This window comes from Avibacterium sp. 21-599, from assembly GCF_026226765.1.
In the GTDB taxonomy this organism is placed as follows: domain Bacteria; phylum Pseudomonadota; class Gammaproteobacteria; order Enterobacterales; family Pasteurellaceae; genus Avibacterium.
In genome coordinates this window covers 913,018-934,030 of sequence record NZ_JAKKOB010000001.1, presented here as the reverse complement: position 1 = coordinate 934,030, position 21,013 = coordinate 913,018, and the positions used below count along the sequence as shown (strand labels likewise).

The 21,013-nt window shown below is 40.1% G+C and carries 21 protein-coding genes and 1 pseudogene; 13 read left to right on the top strand and 9 right to left on the bottom strand.

The window, feature by feature from the left end:
* Positions 1-498: 498 nt before the first annotated feature.
* Positions 499-1,401, top strand: a complete 903-nt coding sequence (gene corC, locus L5B83_RS04615) for a CNNM family magnesium/cobalt transport protein CorC (RefSeq protein ID WP_265777717.1) — start codon at positions 499-501, stop codon at positions 1,399-1,401.
* Positions 1,398-2,975 carry an apolipoprotein N-acyltransferase gene (lnt, locus tag L5B83_RS04610; protein ID WP_265777716.1) on the top strand — a complete coding sequence of 526 codons (1,578 nt, stop codon included), beginning with the start codon at positions 1,398-1,400 and terminating at the stop codon, positions 2,973-2,975. The genes corC and lnt overlap by 4 nt, the downstream gene beginning before the upstream one ends.
* Here the strand turns inward: lnt and L5B83_RS04605 are convergent.
* The 5 genes and pseudogenes from L5B83_RS04605 to rpe form a co-directional block, all read right to left on the bottom strand.
* Positions 2,963-3,577 (bottom strand): IS3 family transposase, encoded by a 615-nt coding sequence (locus L5B83_RS04605; protein ID WP_265777715.1) that lies wholly within the window; start codon positions 3,575-3,577, stop codon positions 2,963-2,965. The genes lnt and L5B83_RS04605 overlap by 13 nt on opposite strands.
* Positions 3,578-3,762: 185 nt before the next feature.
* Positions 3,763-4,126: pseudogene (locus tag L5B83_RS04600) on the bottom strand (transposase).
* Between the two features lie 100 nt (positions 4,127-4,226).
* Positions 4,227-5,228, bottom strand: a complete 1,002-nt coding sequence (gene trpS / locus L5B83_RS04595; RefSeq protein ID WP_265777714.1) for a tryptophan--tRNA ligase — start codon at positions 5,226-5,228, stop codon at positions 4,227-4,229.
* Between the two features lie 23 nt (positions 5,229-5,251).
* On the bottom strand, positions 5,252-5,926 hold the full coding sequence (locus tag L5B83_RS04590) for a phosphoglycolate phosphatase (RefSeq protein ID WP_265762249.1): 675 nt from the start codon (positions 5,924-5,926) through the stop codon (positions 5,252-5,254).
* A complete protein-coding gene (gene rpe / locus L5B83_RS04585; protein WP_265754347.1) occupies positions 5,926-6,600 on the bottom strand; it encodes a ribulose-phosphate 3-epimerase in 675 nt (224 codons plus the stop codon). Before rpe ends, L5B83_RS04590 begins: the two co-directional genes overlap by 1 nt.
* A gap of 144 nt (positions 6,601-6,744) precedes the next feature.
* Between rpe and L5B83_RS04580 the strand changes: the two genes are divergently transcribed.
* On the top strand, positions 6,745-7,356 hold the full coding sequence (locus L5B83_RS04580; protein WP_250350854.1) for a LysE/ArgO family amino acid transporter: 612 nt from the start codon (positions 6,745-6,747) through the stop codon (positions 7,354-7,356).
* A 53-nt stretch (positions 7,357-7,409) separates the two neighbouring features.
* On the opposite strand, the gene L5B83_RS04575 is transcribed toward L5B83_RS04580, so the two are convergent.
* The 3 genes from L5B83_RS04575 to L5B83_RS04565 form a co-directional block, all read right to left on the bottom strand.
* Entirely contained in the window at positions 7,410-7,799 is a 390-nt protein-coding gene (locus L5B83_RS04575; protein ID WP_265762247.1) for a RidA family protein, read from the bottom strand.
* Positions 7,800-7,980: 181 nt separating this feature from the next.
* The gene (locus L5B83_RS04570) at positions 7,981-8,571 is read right to left on the bottom strand and encodes an aminotransferase class IV family protein (protein WP_265762246.1); all 591 of its coding nucleotides are present in this window, start codon (positions 8,569-8,571) and stop codon (positions 7,981-7,983) included.
* Positions 8,571-9,566: an aminodeoxychorismate synthase component I gene (locus L5B83_RS04565; protein ID WP_265762245.1), complete on the bottom strand. Its 996-nt coding sequence runs from the start codon at positions 9,564-9,566 to the stop codon at positions 8,571-8,573. Before L5B83_RS04565 ends, L5B83_RS04570 begins: the two co-directional genes overlap by 1 nt.
* A 56-nt stretch (positions 9,567-9,622) precedes the next feature.
* Here L5B83_RS04565 and L5B83_RS04560 point away from each other — a divergent pair, with 56 nt between their 5' ends.
* Together L5B83_RS04560 and L5B83_RS04555 are read left to right on the top strand one after the other, a co-directional pair.
* Positions 9,623-10,192, top strand: coding sequence for an anthranilate synthase component II (locus L5B83_RS04560; RefSeq protein ID WP_250364152.1), 570 nt, complete (start codon positions 9,623-9,625; stop codon positions 10,190-10,192).
* Between the two features lie 119 nt (positions 10,193-10,311).
* Entirely contained in the window at positions 10,312-10,791 is a 480-nt protein-coding gene (locus L5B83_RS04555) for a Dps family protein (RefSeq protein WP_265762244.1), read from the top strand.
* Positions 10,792-10,899: 108 nt separating this feature from the next.
* Here L5B83_RS04555 and adhE read toward each other — a convergent pair whose 3' ends face one another.
* Entirely contained in the window at positions 10,900-13,524 is a 2,625-nt protein-coding gene (adhE, locus tag L5B83_RS04550) for a bifunctional acetaldehyde-CoA/alcohol dehydrogenase (RefSeq protein WP_250364153.1), read from the bottom strand.
* A 293-nt stretch (positions 13,525-13,817) separates the two neighbouring features.
* Here adhE and L5B83_RS04545 point away from each other — a divergent pair, with 293 nt between their 5' ends.
* The 8 genes from L5B83_RS04545 (at position 13,818) to tmk (ending at position 21,011) form a co-directional block, all read left to right on the top strand.
* Complete coding sequence (locus tag L5B83_RS04545; RefSeq protein ID WP_265777713.1) at positions 13,818-14,552, top strand: hypothetical protein; 735 nt, start codon at positions 13,818-13,820, stop codon at positions 14,550-14,552.
* Between the two features lie 329 nt (positions 14,553-14,881).
* Entirely contained in the window at positions 14,882-15,253 is a 372-nt protein-coding gene (locus L5B83_RS04540; RefSeq protein ID WP_265777712.1) for a ComEA family DNA-binding protein, read from the top strand.
* Positions 15,254-15,402: 149 nt separating this feature from the next.
* Entirely contained in the window at positions 15,403-16,017 is a 615-nt protein-coding gene (rdgB, locus tag L5B83_RS04535; protein WP_265777711.1) for an RdgB/HAM1 family non-canonical purine NTP pyrophosphatase, read from the top strand.
* A complete protein-coding gene (hemW, locus tag L5B83_RS04530; RefSeq protein ID WP_265777710.1) occupies positions 16,017-17,165 on the top strand; it encodes a radical SAM family heme chaperone HemW in 1,149 nt (382 codons plus the stop codon). Before rdgB ends, hemW begins: the two co-directional genes overlap by 1 nt.
* 102 nt (positions 17,166-17,267) lie before the next feature.
* A complete protein-coding gene (gene rpiA, locus L5B83_RS04525; RefSeq protein ID WP_265777709.1) occupies positions 17,268-17,927 on the top strand; it encodes a ribose-5-phosphate isomerase RpiA in 660 nt (219 codons plus the stop codon).
* A gap of 22 nt (positions 17,928-17,949) precedes the next feature.
* Positions 17,950-19,182 carry a phosphoglycerate dehydrogenase gene (serA, locus tag L5B83_RS04520; protein WP_265777708.1) on the top strand — a complete coding sequence of 411 codons (1,233 nt, stop codon included), beginning with the start codon at positions 17,950-17,952 and terminating at the stop codon, positions 19,180-19,182.
* A 166-nt stretch (positions 19,183-19,348) separates the two neighbouring features.
* Positions 19,349-20,380, top strand: coding sequence for an endolytic transglycosylase MltG (gene mltG / locus L5B83_RS04515; protein WP_265778373.1), 1,032 nt, complete (start codon positions 19,349-19,351; stop codon positions 20,378-20,380).
* 1 nt (position 20,381) lies between these two features.
* Positions 20,382-21,011 (top strand): dTMP kinase, encoded by a 630-nt coding sequence (tmk, locus tag L5B83_RS04510; RefSeq protein WP_250363695.1) that lies wholly within the window; start codon positions 20,382-20,384, stop codon positions 21,009-21,011.
* Positions 21,012-21,013 lie beyond the last annotated feature (2 nt).

Below are 21,013 nucleotides of genomic sequence, written 5' to 3'. Positions count from 1 at the left end.
AAACAAAAAAATAATATCTATATACCACGACATAAATGATAATTTTTATCATTAAAAACAATATGATAATGAATAGAAAAGCAAGTCTAATGGAGATAAAAATAACAAATCCCCTGATCTTTTTCAGGGGTATTTTGTAGTTTTTTGCGTTTGATCAATTTTTCTTTTCACAATACCCTTTATTAATTATTTTTGTTACACAAAAATAACTCTTTATAGTTATTAAAATGCGTTAATTAAAAGAAACTAACGAGAAAAGAGTAACCTGATATTGTTACACGGTTAGCGATTATGCGTAAAAAATAGACTAAAAATGCGACATTTTAATATGAAAAACGAAGCTAAAAATAAACAAAGTGCGGTACTTTTTTGTCGTATTTCATTTTTTTGAGGGTAAGGAAAATCTTCATAATCGCTTGCCCCGTAGTTAAGTTTTGATATGATAGCGCGAACATATTTTGATTAAACCTCCCTCAATTAACGATAAGAGAGAACAAAATGACCGATGATAGCCAAAATACTGGCTTAGAAACCACAAATAAAAAGAATTTTTTGCAATCCCTATTTGGGCGATTTTTCCAAGGTGAGCTGAAAAACCGTGAGGAATTAGTGGAAGTGATCCGTGATTCCGAACAAAATGAATTAATCGATCAAGATACCCGTGAAATGATTGAAGGGGTAATGGAAATCGCTGAATTACGCGTGCGTGATATTATGATCCCGCGTTCGCAAATTGTGTTTATTGAAGCCGATCAGGATCTGGATGCTTGCTTGGAAACCATTATTGAAAGTGCGCATTCACGTTTTCCTGTGATTACCGATGAAAAAGACAATATCGCTGGGATTTTACACGCGAAAGACTTACTAAAATTTTTGCGTTCTAATGCGGAAGAATTTGATTTACTTTCTCTGCTTCGCCCAGTGGTCATCGTGCCGGAAAGTAAACGTGTAGATAGAATGTTAAAAGATTTCCGTTCTGAGCGCTTTCATATGGCGATTGTGGTTGATGAATTTGGCGCGGTGTCAGGATTAGTAACCATTGAAGATATTTTAGAGCAAATTGTTGGCGATATTGAAGATGAATTTGATGAAGAAGATGTGGCTGATATTCGTCAGCTTTCTCGTCATACTTACGCTGTGCGTGCATTAACGGATATTGAAGATTTCAACCAGCAATTCCACACGCATTTTACCGATGAAGAAGTGGATACGGTGGGTGGTGTGGTAATGCAAGCCTTCGGTCATTTACCAAAACGGGGGGAAGAGATTACCCTTGAAAACTTACACTTTAAAGTGACTTCCGCAGACAGTCGTCGCATTATTCAGTTGCGTGTTACCGTGCCTGATGAATGTTTGGAAGAAATAGCAACTCACGAAGAAAATTACAATTGCGCGCAATGAAATCACAATTAATTTATCTTATTGCTTTATTATCTGGGGGATTAGGTGTTTTTGCTTTTTCTCCTTTTGATTTTTGGGGCGTCGCCTATCTTTCCCTATTAGGGTTATTATGGGTGGCAAAAACAGCGAAAAAAAGTACCGCACTTTGCGGTGCGTTTTTATGGGGCTTGAGCTTTTTTACCTTTGGCGTGAATTGGCTACACGTGAGCATTCACCAATTTGGAGGCTCACCGTTGTGGCTCAGCTATGTGTTAGTGGTATTGTTGGCGGCGTATCTTGCCTTATTTCCAACACTGTTTGCCTATTTCATTCAACGCTTTAAGGTGAATAATCTCACACTTTATCCTGTGCTTTGGACATTCACAGAGTTTTTACGCGGTTGGTTATTTACCGGTTTTCCGTGGCTACAATTTGGTTACACACAAATTGACAGTCCATTTTCAGGACTTGCGCCAATTTTTGGTGTACAGGGGCTAACTTTCTTTGTTATGTGGGTAAGTGCGGTGCTTTTTTCACTGATTTCTCACTTATTACAGAAAGATAAAAAATGGTTAATGATTGCTTCACAATCGGTGTTATGTCTGATTATTGGCGGTTTAGCAATGTGGTCATCTTCTGCGAATTATGTGCAGGAAAAGCCAGAAAAAGCCTTAACCATCACCCTTGTGCAAGGGAATATTGAACAAAACTTGAAGTGGGAACCTCATTATCTTAGCCAAACCTTAGGAATTTATGGGCGTCTTATTGCTCAGTATTTAGGTAAAACAGATCTTATCATTTTGCCTGAGGCCGCATTACCAACTTTAGAAAATGATATTCAGCGATTTTTACTTTCCTTACAGCAAGCAACCAAAGATACAGGGACGCAAGTGATGATTGGAACCATTTATCAAGATTGGCAAAAAGGAAAATTATTTAATTCTATCATAAACTTAGGTGATCCTGATTTACCTTATAGCGAGCAAACCCACAACCGCTATAATAAACATCATCTTGTCCCATTTGGTGAATATGTGCCATTGGAAAACCTCTTGCGTCCGCTGGGTTCGGTGTTTAATTTACCGATGTCGGCATTCCAATCAGGGGAAGAAGTACAAAAGCCATTTTTAGCTAAACAACGGAAATTTACCCCAGCAATTTGCTATGAAATTATTTTTGGTTCACAAGTGCAGAAAAATCTGCACGCAGAAACGGATTTCTTGCTGACCATTTCCAATGATGCGTGGTTTGGCAACAGCATTGGTCCTTGGCAACATTTACAAATGGCAAGAATGCGTGCTTTAGAATTGGGTAAACCTGAAATTCGTGCCACCAATACTGGAATCACCGCCTTTATTAATGCCAAAGGTAAGGTGATCGCTCAAGCTCCACAGTTTGTGGAAACCACTTTAACACAACGGATTGCACCAACAGTAGGTAAAACGCCTTATGCTCAATTAGGTGATATGCCTTTGTATTTCTTATGCTTTTTATTAATGCTATTGCGTGGCGTGAACCTATTATTATGGCGAATACTAAAACGAACTGATCTGCCCCCCCAAAAGTTGAACAGGTTGTTAAACTATAAATACTGAGTTCTGTATTGAACAGGACTCAGTCCTTTTGAAGCCATTTTAATACGTTTTTGGTTGTCATACACCACAGATTCCTCAAGTTCAGCTTGCAATTCCGCTATCGACGTATAGCTATGCGTATAAAAACACTCGGATTTCAAAATCGCAAAGAAACGCTCAATCACCGCATTATCATAGCAATTCCCGCGTCGGCTCATACTCGGTATCGCGCGCCCCTCCAGCATTTTTCGCCAAGCGTTTGTACGATAAAGAACGCCTTGGTCACTGTGAATAATGGGGCAATCCGTCGCACTTAATTGGCTTAACCCTTGTTCCAGCATCTTTTTTACCAAGGGAAAATTGGGGCGCCTTGCAAACTGATAAGCGATAATTTCTCGATTCGCCAAATCCATTAACGCGGAAAAATACAGCTTCTCCCGCCCAATATGAAATTCGGTCACATCCGTCACCCATTTTTGATTCCGCTTTGTGGCAGTAAAATCACGATTCAGCACGTTTGGTATAATCAATGAAGTTTTGCTTCGTTTTCCAAGCTTTTTCTTGCGAACAATTGACTGAATTTGCAAGGTCTTCATTAATTTTAGTACGGCTTTATGATTCAATGTAAAACTAATTTGACATCATTTGAACGTTAAAGGGCGGTAGCCATCTCGCTGTTGACTCGCTTGATACAGCGAGAATATTGCCGCTTTTTCTACCGAGTAATCTCGCTTAACTTCTTGATAATAAAAGGTAGAACGCGGCATTTTCGCCACTTTCAGTAAATCATCTAACGCGTGCTTTTGCTTTAGTTCGTCAATGGCGGCTCTTTTTTCTGCCGTCGTTTTTGGCGGTCTAATTCCTCCAACTTTTTTAAATAAGCAATCTCTGCACGGGCGAGAGCCAGCTCACGTTGCAATTTTTTAATGGCTTTAGGGGATAAATCTGTGGGGTTCAGGAATCTTCATCTCTTTTCTTCATTTTGGGCTTAACTCTTTTAGGTTGAATAAAGGGGGATTTGCCCCCCTCTAAGCCTTTTCGTGAAAGGCTTTTAACCATTTAATCACAAGAGAATGAGAAATCTGATAACGTTTAGCCACTTCTCGGATACCCACATCCTGTTCGGTGACTTGTTTGATAATTTCTAAACGGAATTGATAGGTATAGGACATAATCTGCACCTCAAATTAGGTGTCCAGTTTTTTGGGGGGGCAGATCAAAGTGCGGTGAAAATTAGGCGAGTTTTTCGCCTAATTTAATGTTAAAAGTGGATTAACGCGCAACGAAGCCGATGGCTTTATAGACTGCGTCTAATGTGGCTTTCGCACGGGCTTGCGCTTTTTCCGCCCCTTCTGCGGCGATTTTATGCAATAAGGCTTCATCATTGCGGAAGTGGTGATAGCGTTCTTGTAATTGTGTGAGCATTGCAGATACTTCATCGGCGACGGCAGTTTTTAAATGACCATACATTTTGCCTTTAAACTCTGCTTCTAATTCAGCAATACTTTTGCCTGTAATGCCTGCCAAAATATCTAATAAGTTGGATACCCCAGCTTTATTTTTTACGTCATAGCGAATGACAGGTGGCTCATCAGAATCGGTAACCGCACGTTTGATTTTTTTCACCACTGATTTTGGATCTTCTAACAGCCCAATCACGTTATTGCGATTTTCGTCTGATTTAGACATTTTTTTCTCAGGCTCAAGTAACGACATCACGCGCGCGCCCGCTTTTGGAATAAACACTTCTGGAATAGCAAAATGTTCACCATAAAGTGCGTTGAAACGTTGGGCAATATCACGGGTGATTTCTAAATGTTGCTTTTGATCTTCCCCTACTGGTACTTGGTTGGTTTGGTAAAGTAAAATATCTGCTGCCATTAAAACTGGATAGGTAAATAAGCCAACGTTGACATTTTCAGCGTGGCGTGCTGATTTATCTTTAAACTGCGTCATTCGTCCCATTTCGCCAAAATAGGTATAGCAATTTAGCACCCACGCAAGTTGGGCGTGTTCTGGAACGTGCGATTGAATAAAAATGGTGCTTTTTTCAGGATCAATACCACAGGCTAAATATAATGCCAGCACATCAAGGGTTGCTGAATGTAATTTTTGTGGATCTTGACGCACGGTGATTGCGTGTTGATCCACGATACAAAATAAGCATTCATAATCTTCTTGCATTTTTACCCATTGGCGTAATGCGCCTAGGTAGTTACCGATAGTTAATTCACCAGAGGGCTGAACGCCACTAAATACGATAGGTTTGGTCATTGTTATATCCTTTTTGAATCACATTAAACAATTTGCAGAATTTGTGCGAAGTCGTCAAACACCCAATCAGGGTGGGCTTCTGCAATAGGAATATTATAATTGTAGCCGTAAGTTAATCCTACCACTGGGCAACCAGCAGAAGTGGCAGCGATAATGTCATTTTTTGAATCCCCTACAAATAACATTTGTTTTGGATATAAGCCAAATTTACCGCATAAATAATAAAGGGGAGCAGGGTGCGGTTTTATTTGTGGTAAAGATTGTCCGCCCAAGGTTTCGCTAAATAAATGATCAATACCAAAGGCTTTTAGTACAGGAAGAACGTGCTGGGTTGGTTTATTTGTTACCACAGCTAAAATAAAGCCACGCTCTTTTAATGCGGTGAGTGTTTCTTTCACATTTGGGTATAAGCGGCTGAGATTACACAGGTTTTCACCATAATAAACATTAAAGCGAGTTTTTACTTGCTCAATTTCTACCGCACTTAATGTTTTGCCTGTTTGTGCCACAGCCCATTCTAACGCTCGTGCAATTAATACGCCAGCACCATTGCCGATCCAAGTGAGTACCAATTCTTCCGGTGCTGAGGGTAAATTCACTTCGTTTAAAGCTGAATTGACTGAAAGGGCTAAATCGGGCAGGCTGTTCACCAACGTGCCGTCTAAATCGAAACCAATAAGTTTAAATTGTGATGTCATTATTTGCTTACCTTACTTAATTCTTGACGCATTTGGTCAATGACTTTTTGATAATCGGGTTGATCGAAAATGGCTGATCCTGCCACAAAGGTATCTGCGCCTGCGCGTGCAATTTCTGCAATGTTATTCACTTTCACACCGCCATCGACTTCCAAACGAATATCGAAACCGCTTTCATCAATGCGTTGGCGTGCTTGTTTTAATTTTTCAAGGGTAGAAGGAATAAAAGACTGACCGCCAAAACCGGGATTGACTGACATCAGTAAAATCATATCGACTTTATCCATAACATAGTCTAAATAGCTTAATGGCGTAGCGGGATTAAATACCAAGCCCGCTTTACAGCCATTATCACGGATAAGTTGTAACGATCGATCAATATGCTCTGTGGCTTCAGGGTGAAAGGTGATGTAATTTGCCCCAGCTTTAGCAAAATCAGGGATTAAACGATCTACCGGTTTCACCATTAAATGCACATCAATGGGCGCACTGATACCATAATCTCGCAAGGCTTTACACACTGCAGGGCCAAAGGTTAAATTCGGTACATAGTGGTTATCCATTACATCAAAATGAATTAAATCTGCACCGCACTTTAGTACGTTCTCGACATCTTCACCTAAGCGAGCGAGATCGGCAGATAAAATGGAAGGTGCAATTAAAAAAGGTTTCATTTTATCCCTCTAGATAGGCTGAAAATAAGTGTCGATAGTGTACTACTTAATCGCATAAAGTTTAAGGAAATTTCCCCTTTCTGATTGATTATTTTCACATAAGGCTTTTATAATCGCCGTTATTAGATAAATAGGGAGTAAGGAATGGAATTTTATCTGCAAGGCTTTTTAATGTGTTTTGGGCTTATCGCCACCATTGGCGCACAAAACACATTTTTACTGAAACAAGGATTGCTCAAACAGCACGTTTTAGTACTATGCACGCTCTTTTTTCTCTGTGATTGCTTGCTTTTCTCTCTCGGGGTATTTGGCTTGGGGCATTTTATTAGCCAAGAAAAAATCGCCAGTGTGGCATTAGCTTTGGTGGGGGGATTATTTTTACTCGTTTATGGTGCACGCGCTTTTCTTTCCGCCTATCGTAACAATACCGCCTTGGCATTAGAACAAGGAGCGGCTTTATCATTGAAAAAAACACTGATGATCGCCTTAGCGCTTACCTTTCTCAATCCTCACGTTTATTTGGATACCATTGTTATCGTAGGTGGTATTGCAGGAACATTAACCACGGAAGATAAAACCGCTTTTCTGCTTGGTACCATTTCCGCGTCTGGATTATGGTTTTTCAGTGTAGGTTATGGTGCAAGATTGCTGATCCCTTTTTTCCAAAGACCGATTACTTGGCGTTTATTAGATTTCTCCACAGGGATCATTATGTGGTTTATTGCTTTTGGCTTAATTAACTATGCTTTAATGTAAAAATAAGAAAACAGTGAAAAGGGCGATGATATTCGCCCTTATTTTTGCGATGATTATTTCCTTACGGCAATTGCTTCAATTTCTATGCCAACATCCTTTGGCAAACGTGCCACTTCTACACAAGAGCGAGCGGGGAAGTTTGGATGATTATTTTCCTTAAAGAAACCTTCATATTCCGCATTGACTGCCGCAAAATCATTCAAATCTTTAACGAAAACCGTTGTTTTTACAATATCTGCGACAGTTAAACCTGCCTGTTCAATAATGGCCTTAACATTTTCTAAAGATTGACGTGCTTGCGCCACAATATCCACCGGCACTTTACCTGTTACGGGATTAACTGGAATTTGCCCTGAAGTTAGCACTAAATTGCCTAAATCCACCGCTTGTACATAAGGACCAATCGCAGCAGGCGCATTTTCTGTATGAATAATTTTTGTCATTTTATTTTCCTTTTAAGTGAAAAAGATGATTTTATTTTATGCAATCTTATGGAAAACTGAAAGGGAAATCTATTTATTTAACTTTCTCATAAAAAAGCACCGCACTTTACTTATTCAACGTAGGGGCGAACCTACGTGTTCACCCATTTTGTTTTGCCATTTATGGTTTAATAAACCGTATTCAGAGATCGTCAAACGGATTTAACGCATTAATTAATCGAATTTCTTCATATTTCGCTAAATCAGTGAGAAAAATTGATCGCTCTTTGATTTTATTTTGTTGTAGCAATTTTGTGCGTTGTGTGCCGATTAAAAGAGGGCTATCAGGGGTGAACCACTGCCCACCTTGTCGGAGTATAAGATTGCCAATGGTGCAATCAGTAATTTTACCTTGTTTAACAATAATAATTTCATCACAATTGCCTTTTTGCTTCAGCAATTCGTTGAAAATAGTACGGTCGCTATATTTCAAATGGTAGTCAATCTCATCACAAATCACGGGTTGAAAATGCCGGTAGCCTTTGCGCTGATAAGGGAAACATTGAAGGCGATACTGCTCGGCATTGTAGTCAATACGACAGCGGACAATGGGACTATGGAGGTTTTTCCAAAGTGCGGTGTTTTTTTGCAGAATTTTTTCGAGGGAAAAAATTGTATAAGGTTGGTTGGCATAAAATTCGCTCACACTTTGTGCATAACGTTGTTGGTGTAAAGCCAGATTTTGCACTTGCCCGTTTTCAATGCACAGGGTTTCAAATAGGGGGAAATCCATTAGTTCGTTCCTTTTTGTGCTTTAAGTGGCACATAAATTTTCTCTAATAATTCTTGATATTCTTGTTCTGCGTTGCTTTGAATCGTAATCCCTCCACCACTATGGAAAGAGTATTGTCCGTTTTGCTGTGAAATAAAACGAATTGCAACCGCACTTTCAAGACTTTCGCCATTAAAAATGCCAAACACGCCCGTGTAATAACCCCGTTGCCCTAATTCTGCTTGTTGAATGGTAGCAACGGTTTTTTCTTTTGGTGCGCCACTGATCGATCCTGCGGGTAAAAGCTGGCTGAGTATTGTACCAATATGCGCCTGCCAGTTTGTGTTAAGATCTGCACGAATCTCTGAACTTGTCTGCCAAATTGCCCCACGTTCGGTAATAATCTTTTCTAAATATCGAAAACGCGTTACTTGCACATTTTGCCCTACCATAGCAAGGTCATTACGCATTAAATCCACAATGGTGTAATGTTCTCGCTGCTCCTTTTCAGAGTTGATTAATTGTTTCTCTGCATCAGGCAAATCCGCATTCATCGTGCCTTTCATTGGATAAGTGAAAATTTGGTTATGTGCAATTTTCACAAATGGCTCAGGCGAAAAACAAACAAACTCTTTTTTAAACAAGAGTTTATATTTCGCCTGTGTGGCAAAAAACAACGTGTTGAGATCATAATTTATTGCAATCGGCGTGGCATAAGTGAGATTGAGTAAATAGGAATTTCCTTGTTGCAATGCCTGCTGAACAATGTCAAAACCTTGCTGATAAGTGGCAAAATCAATAGGAAATTTTTCTAATCTAAAAGGTTTATCTGGGCTTGATTGGGCTGCCATTGGCAAATTATTTTGGCTTGGAAACTCAAACCAAATACCTTGCTCGGCACATTCTGCAAGGGGGCAAATAATGGGGTGTTGCTGTTCAAAATCGATCAAAAAGAAAAAAGGAATATGTTGAGCGCCTAAGTGGTTAGCACGTTGCACAAAGTAATCAAATGGCATAGGAACAATAAATCAAGTAAGATAGCAAAATGTCATCATTGTAGTGAATCCATAAGATGAACACAAATTTATTAATTATCAATAATCACGACTCTTTTACCTACAATTTGGTGGATTTAATTCGCCAGTTTGACGTGCCATTTTCCGTGCAAAATGTAGAGCATTTAAGCCTTGATGAAGTAGAAAATTTCAGCCACATTTTAATTTCTCCGGGGCCTGATGTTCCTCGTGCTTATCCACAACTGTTTGCAATGTTGGAACGCTATCAGCACAGTAAATCTATTTTGGGCGTTTGTCTTGGACATCAAACTTTATGTGAGTTTTTTGGGGCAACGTTATATAATTTAGCGCAGGTGCGACACGGGCAGGCAAAGCAGATCAAAGTGCGGTCAAATTCTGGCTTGTTTTTAGGATTGCCGAGCCAATTTCAAATTGGGCTTTATCATTCGTGGGCGGTATCGAAGCAGAATTTTCCACCTGAATTAGACATTACCGCCACTTGCGAAGAAGGGATCATAATGGCAATGCAACATCGCCATTTACCAATTTTTGGCGTACAATTCCATCCCGAATCTTATATTTCAGCGCAAGGAAAAAGGTTAATTGAAAATTGGTTGAAAACTTGAAGCTATCAATAGGTTATTATTAAATAGTTTTAGGCTATTAAATCTATCATTTATATCCATTTTATTTGTAAGGTATTTATCGTTATCATCATAGGAAATCAAACAGAGGAGAACATACTATGGCAACAAATATCGGTTTAGACAAAGCCACTTCAGAAAAATTAGCGCAAGAACTTAATAACTTACTTGCTACTTACCAAGTCTTTTATATGAACGTGCGCGGTTACCACTGGAATATCAAAGGGGTTAATTTCTTTGAATTACACGCAAAATTTGAAGAAATTTATGATGATTTAGTGGTAAAAGTAGATGAAATTGCAGAGCGTATCCTTACTTTAGGCTACACCCCAAGCAATGCTTTCAGCGAATATTTAACAAAATCGTTAATTAAAGAACATACTGGTGTAAGCGTGGCGCAAGAATGCTTAAGCGGTACCTTATCTGGCTTTAAAACATTACTCAAACAACAGCGTGAAATCTTGGCGTTAGCCGCTGATGCTGATGATGAAGGTACAGCTTCACAAATGAGTGATTACATTAAAGAGCAAGAAAAATTAGTTTGGATGTTTACTGCTGCTTGTGAAACCTGCAACAGCTAATTTTCCAATAAAAAAGCTAACAAAAACCACCGCTCTTTTAAAGTGCGGTGGTTTTTTCATTGATTTTGCTGATTAATACAGATTTACGTCAATCAGCGTTATAGTCAATTAATATTGGCTTGGATCGTAACCGTAGTAGGCATTGGTTAAAATCACTTCCATATCTTCCACTAATGGCAAGCGTGGGTTAGCTGGCGAGCATTGATCTTCAAAGGCAAGCAATGCCACATCGCGACGTGCATCGAGCCAAGTTTGTTCATCAATACCCTGTTCTTTGAAAGACATTTGAATGCCCACGCTAGCTGCTAAATCATAACAAGCTTGCGCGAAAGATTTCACGCCTTCTTCTGGCGTGGCACAAGGTAAGCCTAGCATACGTGCGATTTCTTGGTATTTCACATCGGCTTTATAATGATTATATTTCGGCCAAGTTGCCACTTTTTGCGGACGTGTACCGTTATAACGGATAACGTGTGGCATTAAAATGGCGTTGGTGCGTCCGTGAGGCGTATGGAAACGGCCACCAATTTTATGGGCGAGAGAGTGGTTCATTCCTAAAAACGCATTGGCGAATGCCATTCCTGCCATTGTTGAAGCGTTGTGCATTTTCTCTCTGGCTTCAGGATCTTTTTCTTTTACGGAACGTTCAAGATTTTCAAACACTAATTTAATCGCTTGCAACGCTAAGCCGTCTGTAAAATCGTTGGCTAGTACCGAAACATAGGCTTCCGTTGCGTGAGTTAGCACATCTAACCCTGTATCCGCGGCAACGTGAGCGGGTACGGTCATTACCAGCGCCGGATCGACAATAGCGACCGTTGGGGTAAGTGAATAGTCGGCGATTGGGTATTTTTTATCACCTTCGGTGATCACTGCAAATGGCGTAACTTCAGAACCTGTTCCTGAAGTGGTTGGGATACCGATAAAGCGTGCTTTGCGTCCTAATTGTGGGAATTTAAAGGCGCGTTTACGAATATCCATAAATTTTTGGACGAGATCACGGAAATCTACTTCAGGTTGTTCATAGAATAACCACATTACTTTTGCTGCATCCATTGATGAGCCACCACCTAAGGCAATAATGGTGTCTGGTTTGTAACTACGAATTAATTCAACCCCACGACGTACAGTTTCAATACTTGGATCTGGTTCAACGTCCGCAAATAATTGATAGGTAACGTGGTTGCCACGTGCAGTGATTTGTTTCGCAATTTTTTCTACAAAGCCTAAATCTACCATTGTGCGGTCGGTGATGATTACCACACGTTCCATACCTTTCATTGATTGTAGATATTGGATTGAATCCCGTTCAAAATAGATTTTTGAAGGTACTTTAAACCATTGCATATTATTTCTCCGTCTGCCCACTCGTTTAATATTTAATAAATTCACCGCACTTACGTTGTTACCTACGGAATTTTTACCGTAAGAACCACAACCTAAGGTTAACGATGGCAAGAAGGAGTTATACACATCACCAATCCCCCCAAAGGTAGAAGGTGAGTTCCAAATTACACGAATGGCTTTTACGCGTTCACCAAATTCTTTGGCAAGCTCAGTATCTTTTGTGTGAATTGCAGCGGAATGCCCTAATCCGTTAAATTCCACCATTTGCTCAGCTAATTTCACCCCTTCTTCACGAGAATGAGACTTAAGTAAAGCAAGTACAGGAGAAAGTTTTTCGCGCGTGAGCGGTTCTTTTGGTCCAACTTCTTTACATTCAGCTAAAAGAATATTGGTTTTTTCTGGCACTTCAAAACCTGCTTGTTGCGCGATCCAATAGGCGGGTTTGCCCACCACATTGGCGTTTAATTTTGCCCCTGCACAGTTTGCACTGTTAGCTTTTGCGCCGAACATAAATTCTTCCAACATTGCTTTTTCTTTTTTATTGACAAGGTAAACGCCGTAAGATTTCATTTCTTTGATGAAGTCATCATAGATTTCAGCATCAACAATCGCCGCTTGTTCAGAGGCACAAATCATTCCATTATCAAAGGCTTTGGACATCACAATATCGTGTACGGCTTGTTGTAGGTCAGCACTTTTTTCTACATAAGCTGGCACATTCCCTGCTCCTACACCAAGGGCTGGTTTACCACAAGAATAAGCGGCTTCAACCATCGCATTCCCACCTGTTGCTAAAATAGTGGCAATACCGGGGTGTTTCATTAGTGCTGATGTGCCTTCCATTGAGGGCGTTTCTATCCATTGCACACAATTTTTAGGCGCACCAGCTGCCACTGCTGCATCATAAACAATACGCGCAGCGTGAGCGGAAGATTGCTGTGCAGAAGGGTGGAAGGCAAAAATAATTGGGTTACGTGTTTTAAGGGCAATGAGGGCTTTAAAAATGGTGGTGGAAGTCGGATTTGTGGTTGGTGTTATCCCACATATCACGCCAACGGGATCAGCAATTTCAGTGATGCCCGTTACATCATCTTCGCTGATTACCCCAACGGTTTTCAAATTTCGCATATTATTTACCACATACTCACAGGCAAATAAATTTTTCGTTGCTTTGTCTTCAAACACACCACGCCCTGTTTCTTCATAAGCGTGCATAGCCAGCACACCGTGCTGATCTAACGCTGCCACTGAGGCTTTCGCCACAATGTAATCAACCTGTTCTTGGTTGAGTTGGCGGAATTCTTCTAAGGCAACCAAGCCTTTTTCCACCAACGCGTTCACTTCTGCTTGAGCTGGGCTAATTGTAGTTTCAACCACGTTACTCATAATGATTTCTCCTAAAGTTTATAAATTGATAATTTTTTTCTGTGAAAAATTATACCTACTTGGAGGGATAAGTGCTTAAACAATTTTGCATTAAAGACGGAAACGCTGATCTAGATCAAATACCCAAAATACGCTTGTTTTACAATGATTTAACGCTATTTTAACAAATGAAAAATTGCCTTGTTTTTTATAGAGATCCAACCATTCGCAAAGCAAAGGGAAATTAATTTAAAAGATGAAAAAAATAGCTTAAAATTTTAACGCTTGATAATCATTCCTATTTGAGAGAGGTTATGAACGAACGTATTTCTTTTACCAAATTACTCAATTCTTCTATTTTATTCGGCTTTCTAGTATTAGTAGGCTGGTCTGTGGCTTATTGTTATAACTGGGGGTTAGCTTGGTATTATGGTTATCCTTGGGATATCGTTGAAGTGGGCAGAGCAGATATTGCACGCAGCTTATTTCACGTTCTCGGCGTGTCTGCTTTTATGCTTCTTACCTATATTTTAGGCATTAGGCTATTGATTTTATTGAAAGATAAGCTCTCGTCGTCCCCTTTTAATTTTGTTCGCACCTTATTAACCTGCTTTATTTTAACCTTTCCATTATTTTTGGAAATCACGGTGCTGATCAAAGTGTTTACGCTTTATAGCTTATTAATTTATATCACTGGGTTGCTTGTAATCAGCCTTCTATTATGCCGTTTTTTCACGCGTTATAATATTTGTATGCTATGGCAATCTCTTGCGAAAAAACAACTCAATATCGTGCCGACCGCAGTGGTGATTTATTTTTACTTTGTGATTCTTGCTTGCCTTGTGGGCTATTTACGCCCTTTCAATAAAGATATGTATCACAAGTTAGAAATTAACGCCGAGCAGTATTTTATTCTGGCTAAAAATTGTAATAGTTTGATCTTAGGTAAAAGCTATGAAAAGGGTGGTAAGGATTTCTATTTAATGCCTTGCCATTATGGTAGCAAAGGTAGCATTTGCCATATTGTTGCAGGAATTGCAGAAAAATAGCTAAAAGAAAAGTGCGGTGGAAAATATCGCACTTTTTTTACTATGCTTTAAAGAAAGATCAAAACGTTTCGGCATATCTATAAACACATCAGCTTCGCTGATCCAAATCCCCAAAAATGATACCCAACAAACATCCACATAGGGTAGATACGATAAGTACTTATTCACAATAACAATAAATATTGCCTTAGTTATATTCTTTCTATTTTTACGATCGTGATCGCAGAAGTGCGGTGTTTTTATTGCGAGTTTTTACTCTGAAATGCAAAGTATAACCGCTGATTTATTCAGTATTTATACGTTTTGTTTTATGAATAAGGAAAACCGTAATGAAAATTAAGACAATTTTATCTTCTTTACTTCTATCAACCGCATTATTAGGGAGTTTTTCTGTTGCCGCACAATCTCAACAAAATGATAAGGCGAGTCCTCAGTTAGAAAGCGCAGTGGAAGTTGCGAAAGCCTCTTCTTCTTTTATTGGCGAAAAATTGAATATCAATACTGCAACAGCTAGCGATATTCAGCGTGCATTAGTGGGTATTGGCGCTAAAAAAGCGGAAGCAATTGTTGAGTATAGAGAAAAACACGGCAAATTTACTGCCATAGAACAGCTGTTGGAGGTTCAGGGCATTGGTAAAGCAACATTAAAAAAAAACAGAGAACGCATTGATCCTTTATCATTTAGCGAAAATAGCAAATAGTGATCGTAATTAAAATGCACTATACTAATCAAACTAAGTATATTGCGAAAGAGTATTGTGATTGAGCGGTAATCCTGCGTTGATTTCCTATCAGTTCGTATTGCAAAGGCGGCTTAGTAGTCGCCTTTTTTATTTTATAAGGAACAACAATGAAACAAAAAATTGTGCTTGCTACAGATAATCAAGGTAAAGTGCGAGAAATGGCTGATGTACTTGCCGAATTTGGTTTTGATGTCATTGCTCAAACTGATTTAGGGATTGAAAGTCCAGAGGAAACGGGGCTGACATTTGTCGAAAATGCCTTATTAAAAGCGCGTTATGCTGCCAAAATATCGGGGTTGCCTGCTATTGCCGATGATAGCGGATTAGTGGTGAATGCCTTGAATGGCGAACCGGGCTTATATTCCGCGCGCTATGCGGGTGTTGAGGGCGAGCAGGCTGATGCTGAAAATCGTAAAAAATTACTGCAAAAATTAGCAAATGTACCCGCTGCTGAACGTCAGGCTAAATTTGTGAGTTGTATTGTTTTATTGCAACACGAAACGGATCCTTCACCAATTATTGCCGAGGGAGAATGTGAAGGTGAAATTACTTTTGCAGAAAAAGGAAAAAATGGTTTTGGCTATGATAGTGTGTTTTTCTATCCTGAAAAAGACCGCACTTTTGCCGAGCTTGATACCCAAGAGAAGAAAAAAATCTCACATCGAGCCAGTGCATTAAGCGTATTAAAAGAACGTTTACAAATAAAAGTGCGGTCAAAATAATGCGAGTTTTACCGCCATTAAGCCTGTATGTGCATATTCCTTGGTGTGTGCAAAAATGTCCTTATTGCGATTTTAATTCGCACGCACAAAAAGCAGGCATTCCCGAACAAGAATATATCGCGCATTTGTTGGCTGATTTACACCAAGATCTACTGCGTTATCAAGCAAGTCTTGCTGAGCGAACACTGCATTCCATTTTTATTGGCGGCGGTACGCCAAGTTTGTTTTCTGCACAAGGCATAGCTCAATTATTACAAGGAATTGAACAGCAAATCGCGTTTGCACCAAATATTGAAATTACGTTAGAAGCCAACCCCGGCACGGCGGAAGCGACACGTTTTGCGGGCTATGTTGAAGCAGGGGTAAATCGCCTTTCTTTAGGCATACAAAGTTTTGATGATGAAAAATTGCAACGTTTAGGGCGTATTCATAATGCGACCGAAGCAAAAAAAGCGGTACAAATGGCGAAAGAGGCGGGTTTTAAGCGTATTAATTTAGATTTAATGCACGGTTTACCCAATCAAAGCCTTGAGCAAGCGAAAGATGATTTACACCAAGCTATCGCCCTTGAACCGAGCCACCTTTCTTGGTATCAACTGACGATTGAGCCAAATACAATGTTTGCTTATCGCCCTCCTACTTTGCCCGATGATGATGCCCTATGGGATATTTTTGAGCAAGGACATCAACTGTTAAGCCAAGCAGGCTATGTGCAATATGAAACATCAGCTTATGCAAAAGCTGGCGATCAGTGTCGGCATAATCTGAATTATTGGCGATTTGGTGATTATTTGGCGATAGGTTGTGGGGCGCACGGAAAATTAACGTTCCCCAATGGGGAAATCGGGCGTTTTTCTAAAACCAAGCACCCGAAAGGCTATATGCGTGGGGAATATTTATATGAAGAAAAACAAATCGCGCTTGAAGATCGTCCTTTTGAATTTTTTATGAACCGTTTTCGCTTGCTTGAACCTGTGCCAAAATCGGAGTTTGAGTATTTGACAGGATTATCGCTTGACGTGATAGCCCCCCAAATTGCGTGGGCAAAATCAAAAAAATATATTCAGGAAAACCACCGCACTTGGCAAATTACTGAGCAAGGAAAACTCTTTTTGAATGAATTATTAGCAGAGTTTTTACCAGAATAAGGCTTGTATCTATCCTTGAATGGGATTAAAGTAGATGCCTTGTTCGCAAACGGTTACTTATGTCAAATTTGAACATCAATATTATGCGTTAAGGGAAAGAATATGGATCAACTCGCAATGAAAAAGCAAGCGGCACAAACCGCATTACAATATGTGAAGCCTGATATGATTGTCGGCGTGGGAAGTGGCTCAACGGTAAACTGCTTTATTGAAGCGCTTGGTGCAATGAAAAATAATATTAAAGGTGCAGTAGCCGCTTCCAAAGCTTCAGAGGAATTATTGAGAAAACAAGGGATTGAGGTATTCAGTGCCAATGATGTATCCAGTTTAGATATTTATGTTGATGGAGCGGATGAAATTAACCCCCAAAAAATGATGATCAAAGGCGGAGGGGCGGCACTGACTCGAGAAAAAATTGTCGCCGCACTCGCGAAGCAATTTATTTGTATTGTGGATCAAAGCAAACAAGTGGACGTACTAGGTTCAACCTTTGCATTACCTGTAGAAGTCATCCCAATGGCACGCTCGCAAGTTGGGCGTAAATTAGTCAGCTTAGGTGGTGCGCCAGAATATCGTGAAGGCGTGGTAACCGATAACGGCAATGTGATTTTAGATGTGTATAATTTCCCAATTTTAAATCCCATTGAAATGGAAAAAACCTTAAATAATGTTGCAGGTGTAGTAACCAATGGTATTTTTGCCTTGCGTGGCGCGGATATTGTGATTGTCGGCACACCGCAAGGGGCAGAAATTATCGAATAACTATTTGATTATGGAGAGCAAAATGTCAGCAAAAGTCTCACTGGATAAGTCTAAAATTAAATTTGTACTGCTAGAAGGCGTGCATAAAAATGCCGTTGATGTGCTAAATGCCGCAGGCTATACCAATATTGAATATCATAAAAAAGCCCTTGAGCCAGAAGAATTAAAAGAAGTGATTAAAGATGCCCACTTCTTAGGTATTCGTTCACGCACGCACTTAACTGCTGAGGTATTGGAGTGCGCTAACAAATTAATCGCGGTGGGCTGTTTTTGTATTGGCACGAACCAAGTGGATCTTGAAGCGGCGAAAATGCGAGGGATTCCCGTGTTTAATGCACCATTCTCTAACACCCGTTCGGTAGCAGAGCTGGTACTAGGCGAAATTTTACTCTTAATGCGTAATGTACCGCAAGCCAATGCCGAAGTGCATCGTGGTTTATGGAACAAATCTGCTGTAGGTTCACACGAAGTGCGGGGCAAAAAATTAGGCATTGTTGGCTACGGACACATTGGTTCTCAACTGAGTGTGATTGCCGAATCTCTCGGAATGAACGTGTTTTTCTATGATATTGAAACCAAACTACCATTGGGTAACGCACAGCAAGTTGGTTCTTTGGAAGAATTGCTTGCCAATAGCGATGTTGTTTCCCTACACGTTCCAGAAAATAATTCCACCAAAAATTTAATGAATGCTAAACGTATCGCACAATTAAAAGAAGGCAGTATTTTAATTAATGCCGCACGTGGAACGGTGGTGGATATTGATGCGTTGGCTGCCGCGATTAAAGCCAGCAAAGTGCGTGGGGCGGCATTGGATGTGTTTCCAAAAGAACCCGCTTCTATTAATGAAGAATTTGTTTCGCCATTACGTGGTTTGGATAATGTTATTCTTACCCCGCATATTGGCGGTTCAACGGCAGAAGCACAAGAAAATATTGGTACAGAAGTGGCGAGCAAATTTGTGAAATATTCCGATAACGGCTCAACGCTTTCAGCGGTAAACTTCCCAGAAGTGTCTTTACCAGAACACAGCAAAACCAAGCGTTTATTGCACATTCACGAAAATCGCCCGGGCGTGTTAAACCACATCAACCAACTTTTTGTGCAAGCAAATATTAACATCGCTGCACAATACCTACAAACCGATCCAAAAATTGGTTATGTTGTGATTGATGTAGAAACTGATGACTGTTCACAACTCTTACAACAACTGCGTGAAATTGACGGCACCATTCGAGCAAGGGTGTTGTATTAGCTTTGCTTGGCTTTGAATGTTAAGTCTTGTCTATAAAGGAAGTGCGGTAAAAAATCACAAAATTTTCACCGCACTTTATTTTTATCCTGTTCTTGTTTTTATAACATTCTGAAAATTTGCCTGTCTATGATACACTTGCCTACAATTTTTTGATGATGGACTGATGATGAAAAAATTTTTCTTTTCTATTTTACTGCTATTGGTTTTGGCTGGTGGGCTAGGGGGCTGGGGTTATCAGCACCTCACACAATGGATAAATCACCCCGTGAATGTGCAAGCCAATCAATTATTAACCGTGGAGCGTGGCACGACAGGCGCAAAATTAGCGAAGCTGTTGGAGCAAGAAAAGCTGATTGATGATGCCACTTATTTACCTTGGTTATTAAAACTTCAGCCTCAATTGAATAAGATTAAAGCAGGAACATATAGCCTTGACGGTGTAAAAACGCTGGCGGATTTGTTGCAACGTTTGAACGAAGGTAAGGAAGTGCAGTTGAATGTCCGTTTTTTAGAAGGGGATACCTTTAAAACGTGGCGTAAAACGCTGACGAAAGCCCCTTATTTGCAACAAACTTTGGCAGATAAAACAGAAGAAGAAATTTATCAATTATTGGGTTTGCCGGCGGATTTACCGCATAAAATTGAAGGTTGGTTATATCCAGATACCTATCACTATACGCCGAAATCTACCGATCTGGCGCTTTTAAAACGGGCGGCTGAACGGATGACGAAATTATTAGAAAAGATGTGGGCAGAGCGTGATGCCGATTTACCATTAAAAAATGCTTATGAGATGTTGATTTTGGCATCTATTGTAGAGCGTGAAACCGCTTTAAATGATGAGCGTGGCAAAGTGGCTTCTGTTTTCATTAACCGCTTGAATAAAAAAATGAAATTGCAAACTGATCCAACTGTGATTTATGGAATGGGTGAGCGTTATAATGGCAATATTCGGCGTAAAGATTTGGAAGAAGCCACCCCTTATAATACTTATGTGATTGAGGGTTTGCCCCCTACGCCAATTGCAATGCCAACGGAAAGTGCGTTGAAAGCCGTTGCTCACCCTGAAAAAACGGAATTTTTATATTTTGTCGCAGATGGTACGGGCGGACATAAATTTAGCAAAAACTTACAGCAACATAATCAGGCCGTACAGGAATATCTGCGTTGGTATCGCCAACAGAAAAGTGAGAAATAAGATGACTGGTAAATTTATCGTGATCGAAGGCTTAGAAGGGGCGGGCAAAACGACTGCCCGTGATGCCATTGTGGAAGTGCTAGCTCGTGAGGGGGTAAGTGATGTGGTGTTTACTCGTGAACCCGGTGGCACGCCTTTGGCGGAAAAATTGCGTCATTTGATTAAATACGAAACAGAAGAACCCGTAACGGATAAAGCAGAATTGTTAATGCTTTATGCCGCGCGCATTCAGTTGGTGGAAAATGTGATTAAGCCCGCTCTTGCTGAAGGTAAGTGGGTGGTGGGCGATCGCCACGATTTATCTTCCCAAGCTTATCAAGGGGGCGGTCGTCAAATTGATGCAAATCTCTTGCAAACCTTAAAGCAAACGGTGTTAGGCAATTTTTCCCCTGATCTCACCTTATATTTAGATCTTGATCCTGAAATTGGTTTAGCGCGAGCGAGAGGGCGTGGTGAGTTAGATCGTATTGAACAGCAAGAAATCGCCTTTTTCCAACGTACCAGAGATCGTTACTTAGCCTTGGTTAAACAAGATCCCAATGCGGTGATGATTAATGCCGAACAAAGCATTGAACAAGTGCGTGCCGATATTCAAAGTGCGGTGCAAAATTTCATTAAAAATCATCAATAAAA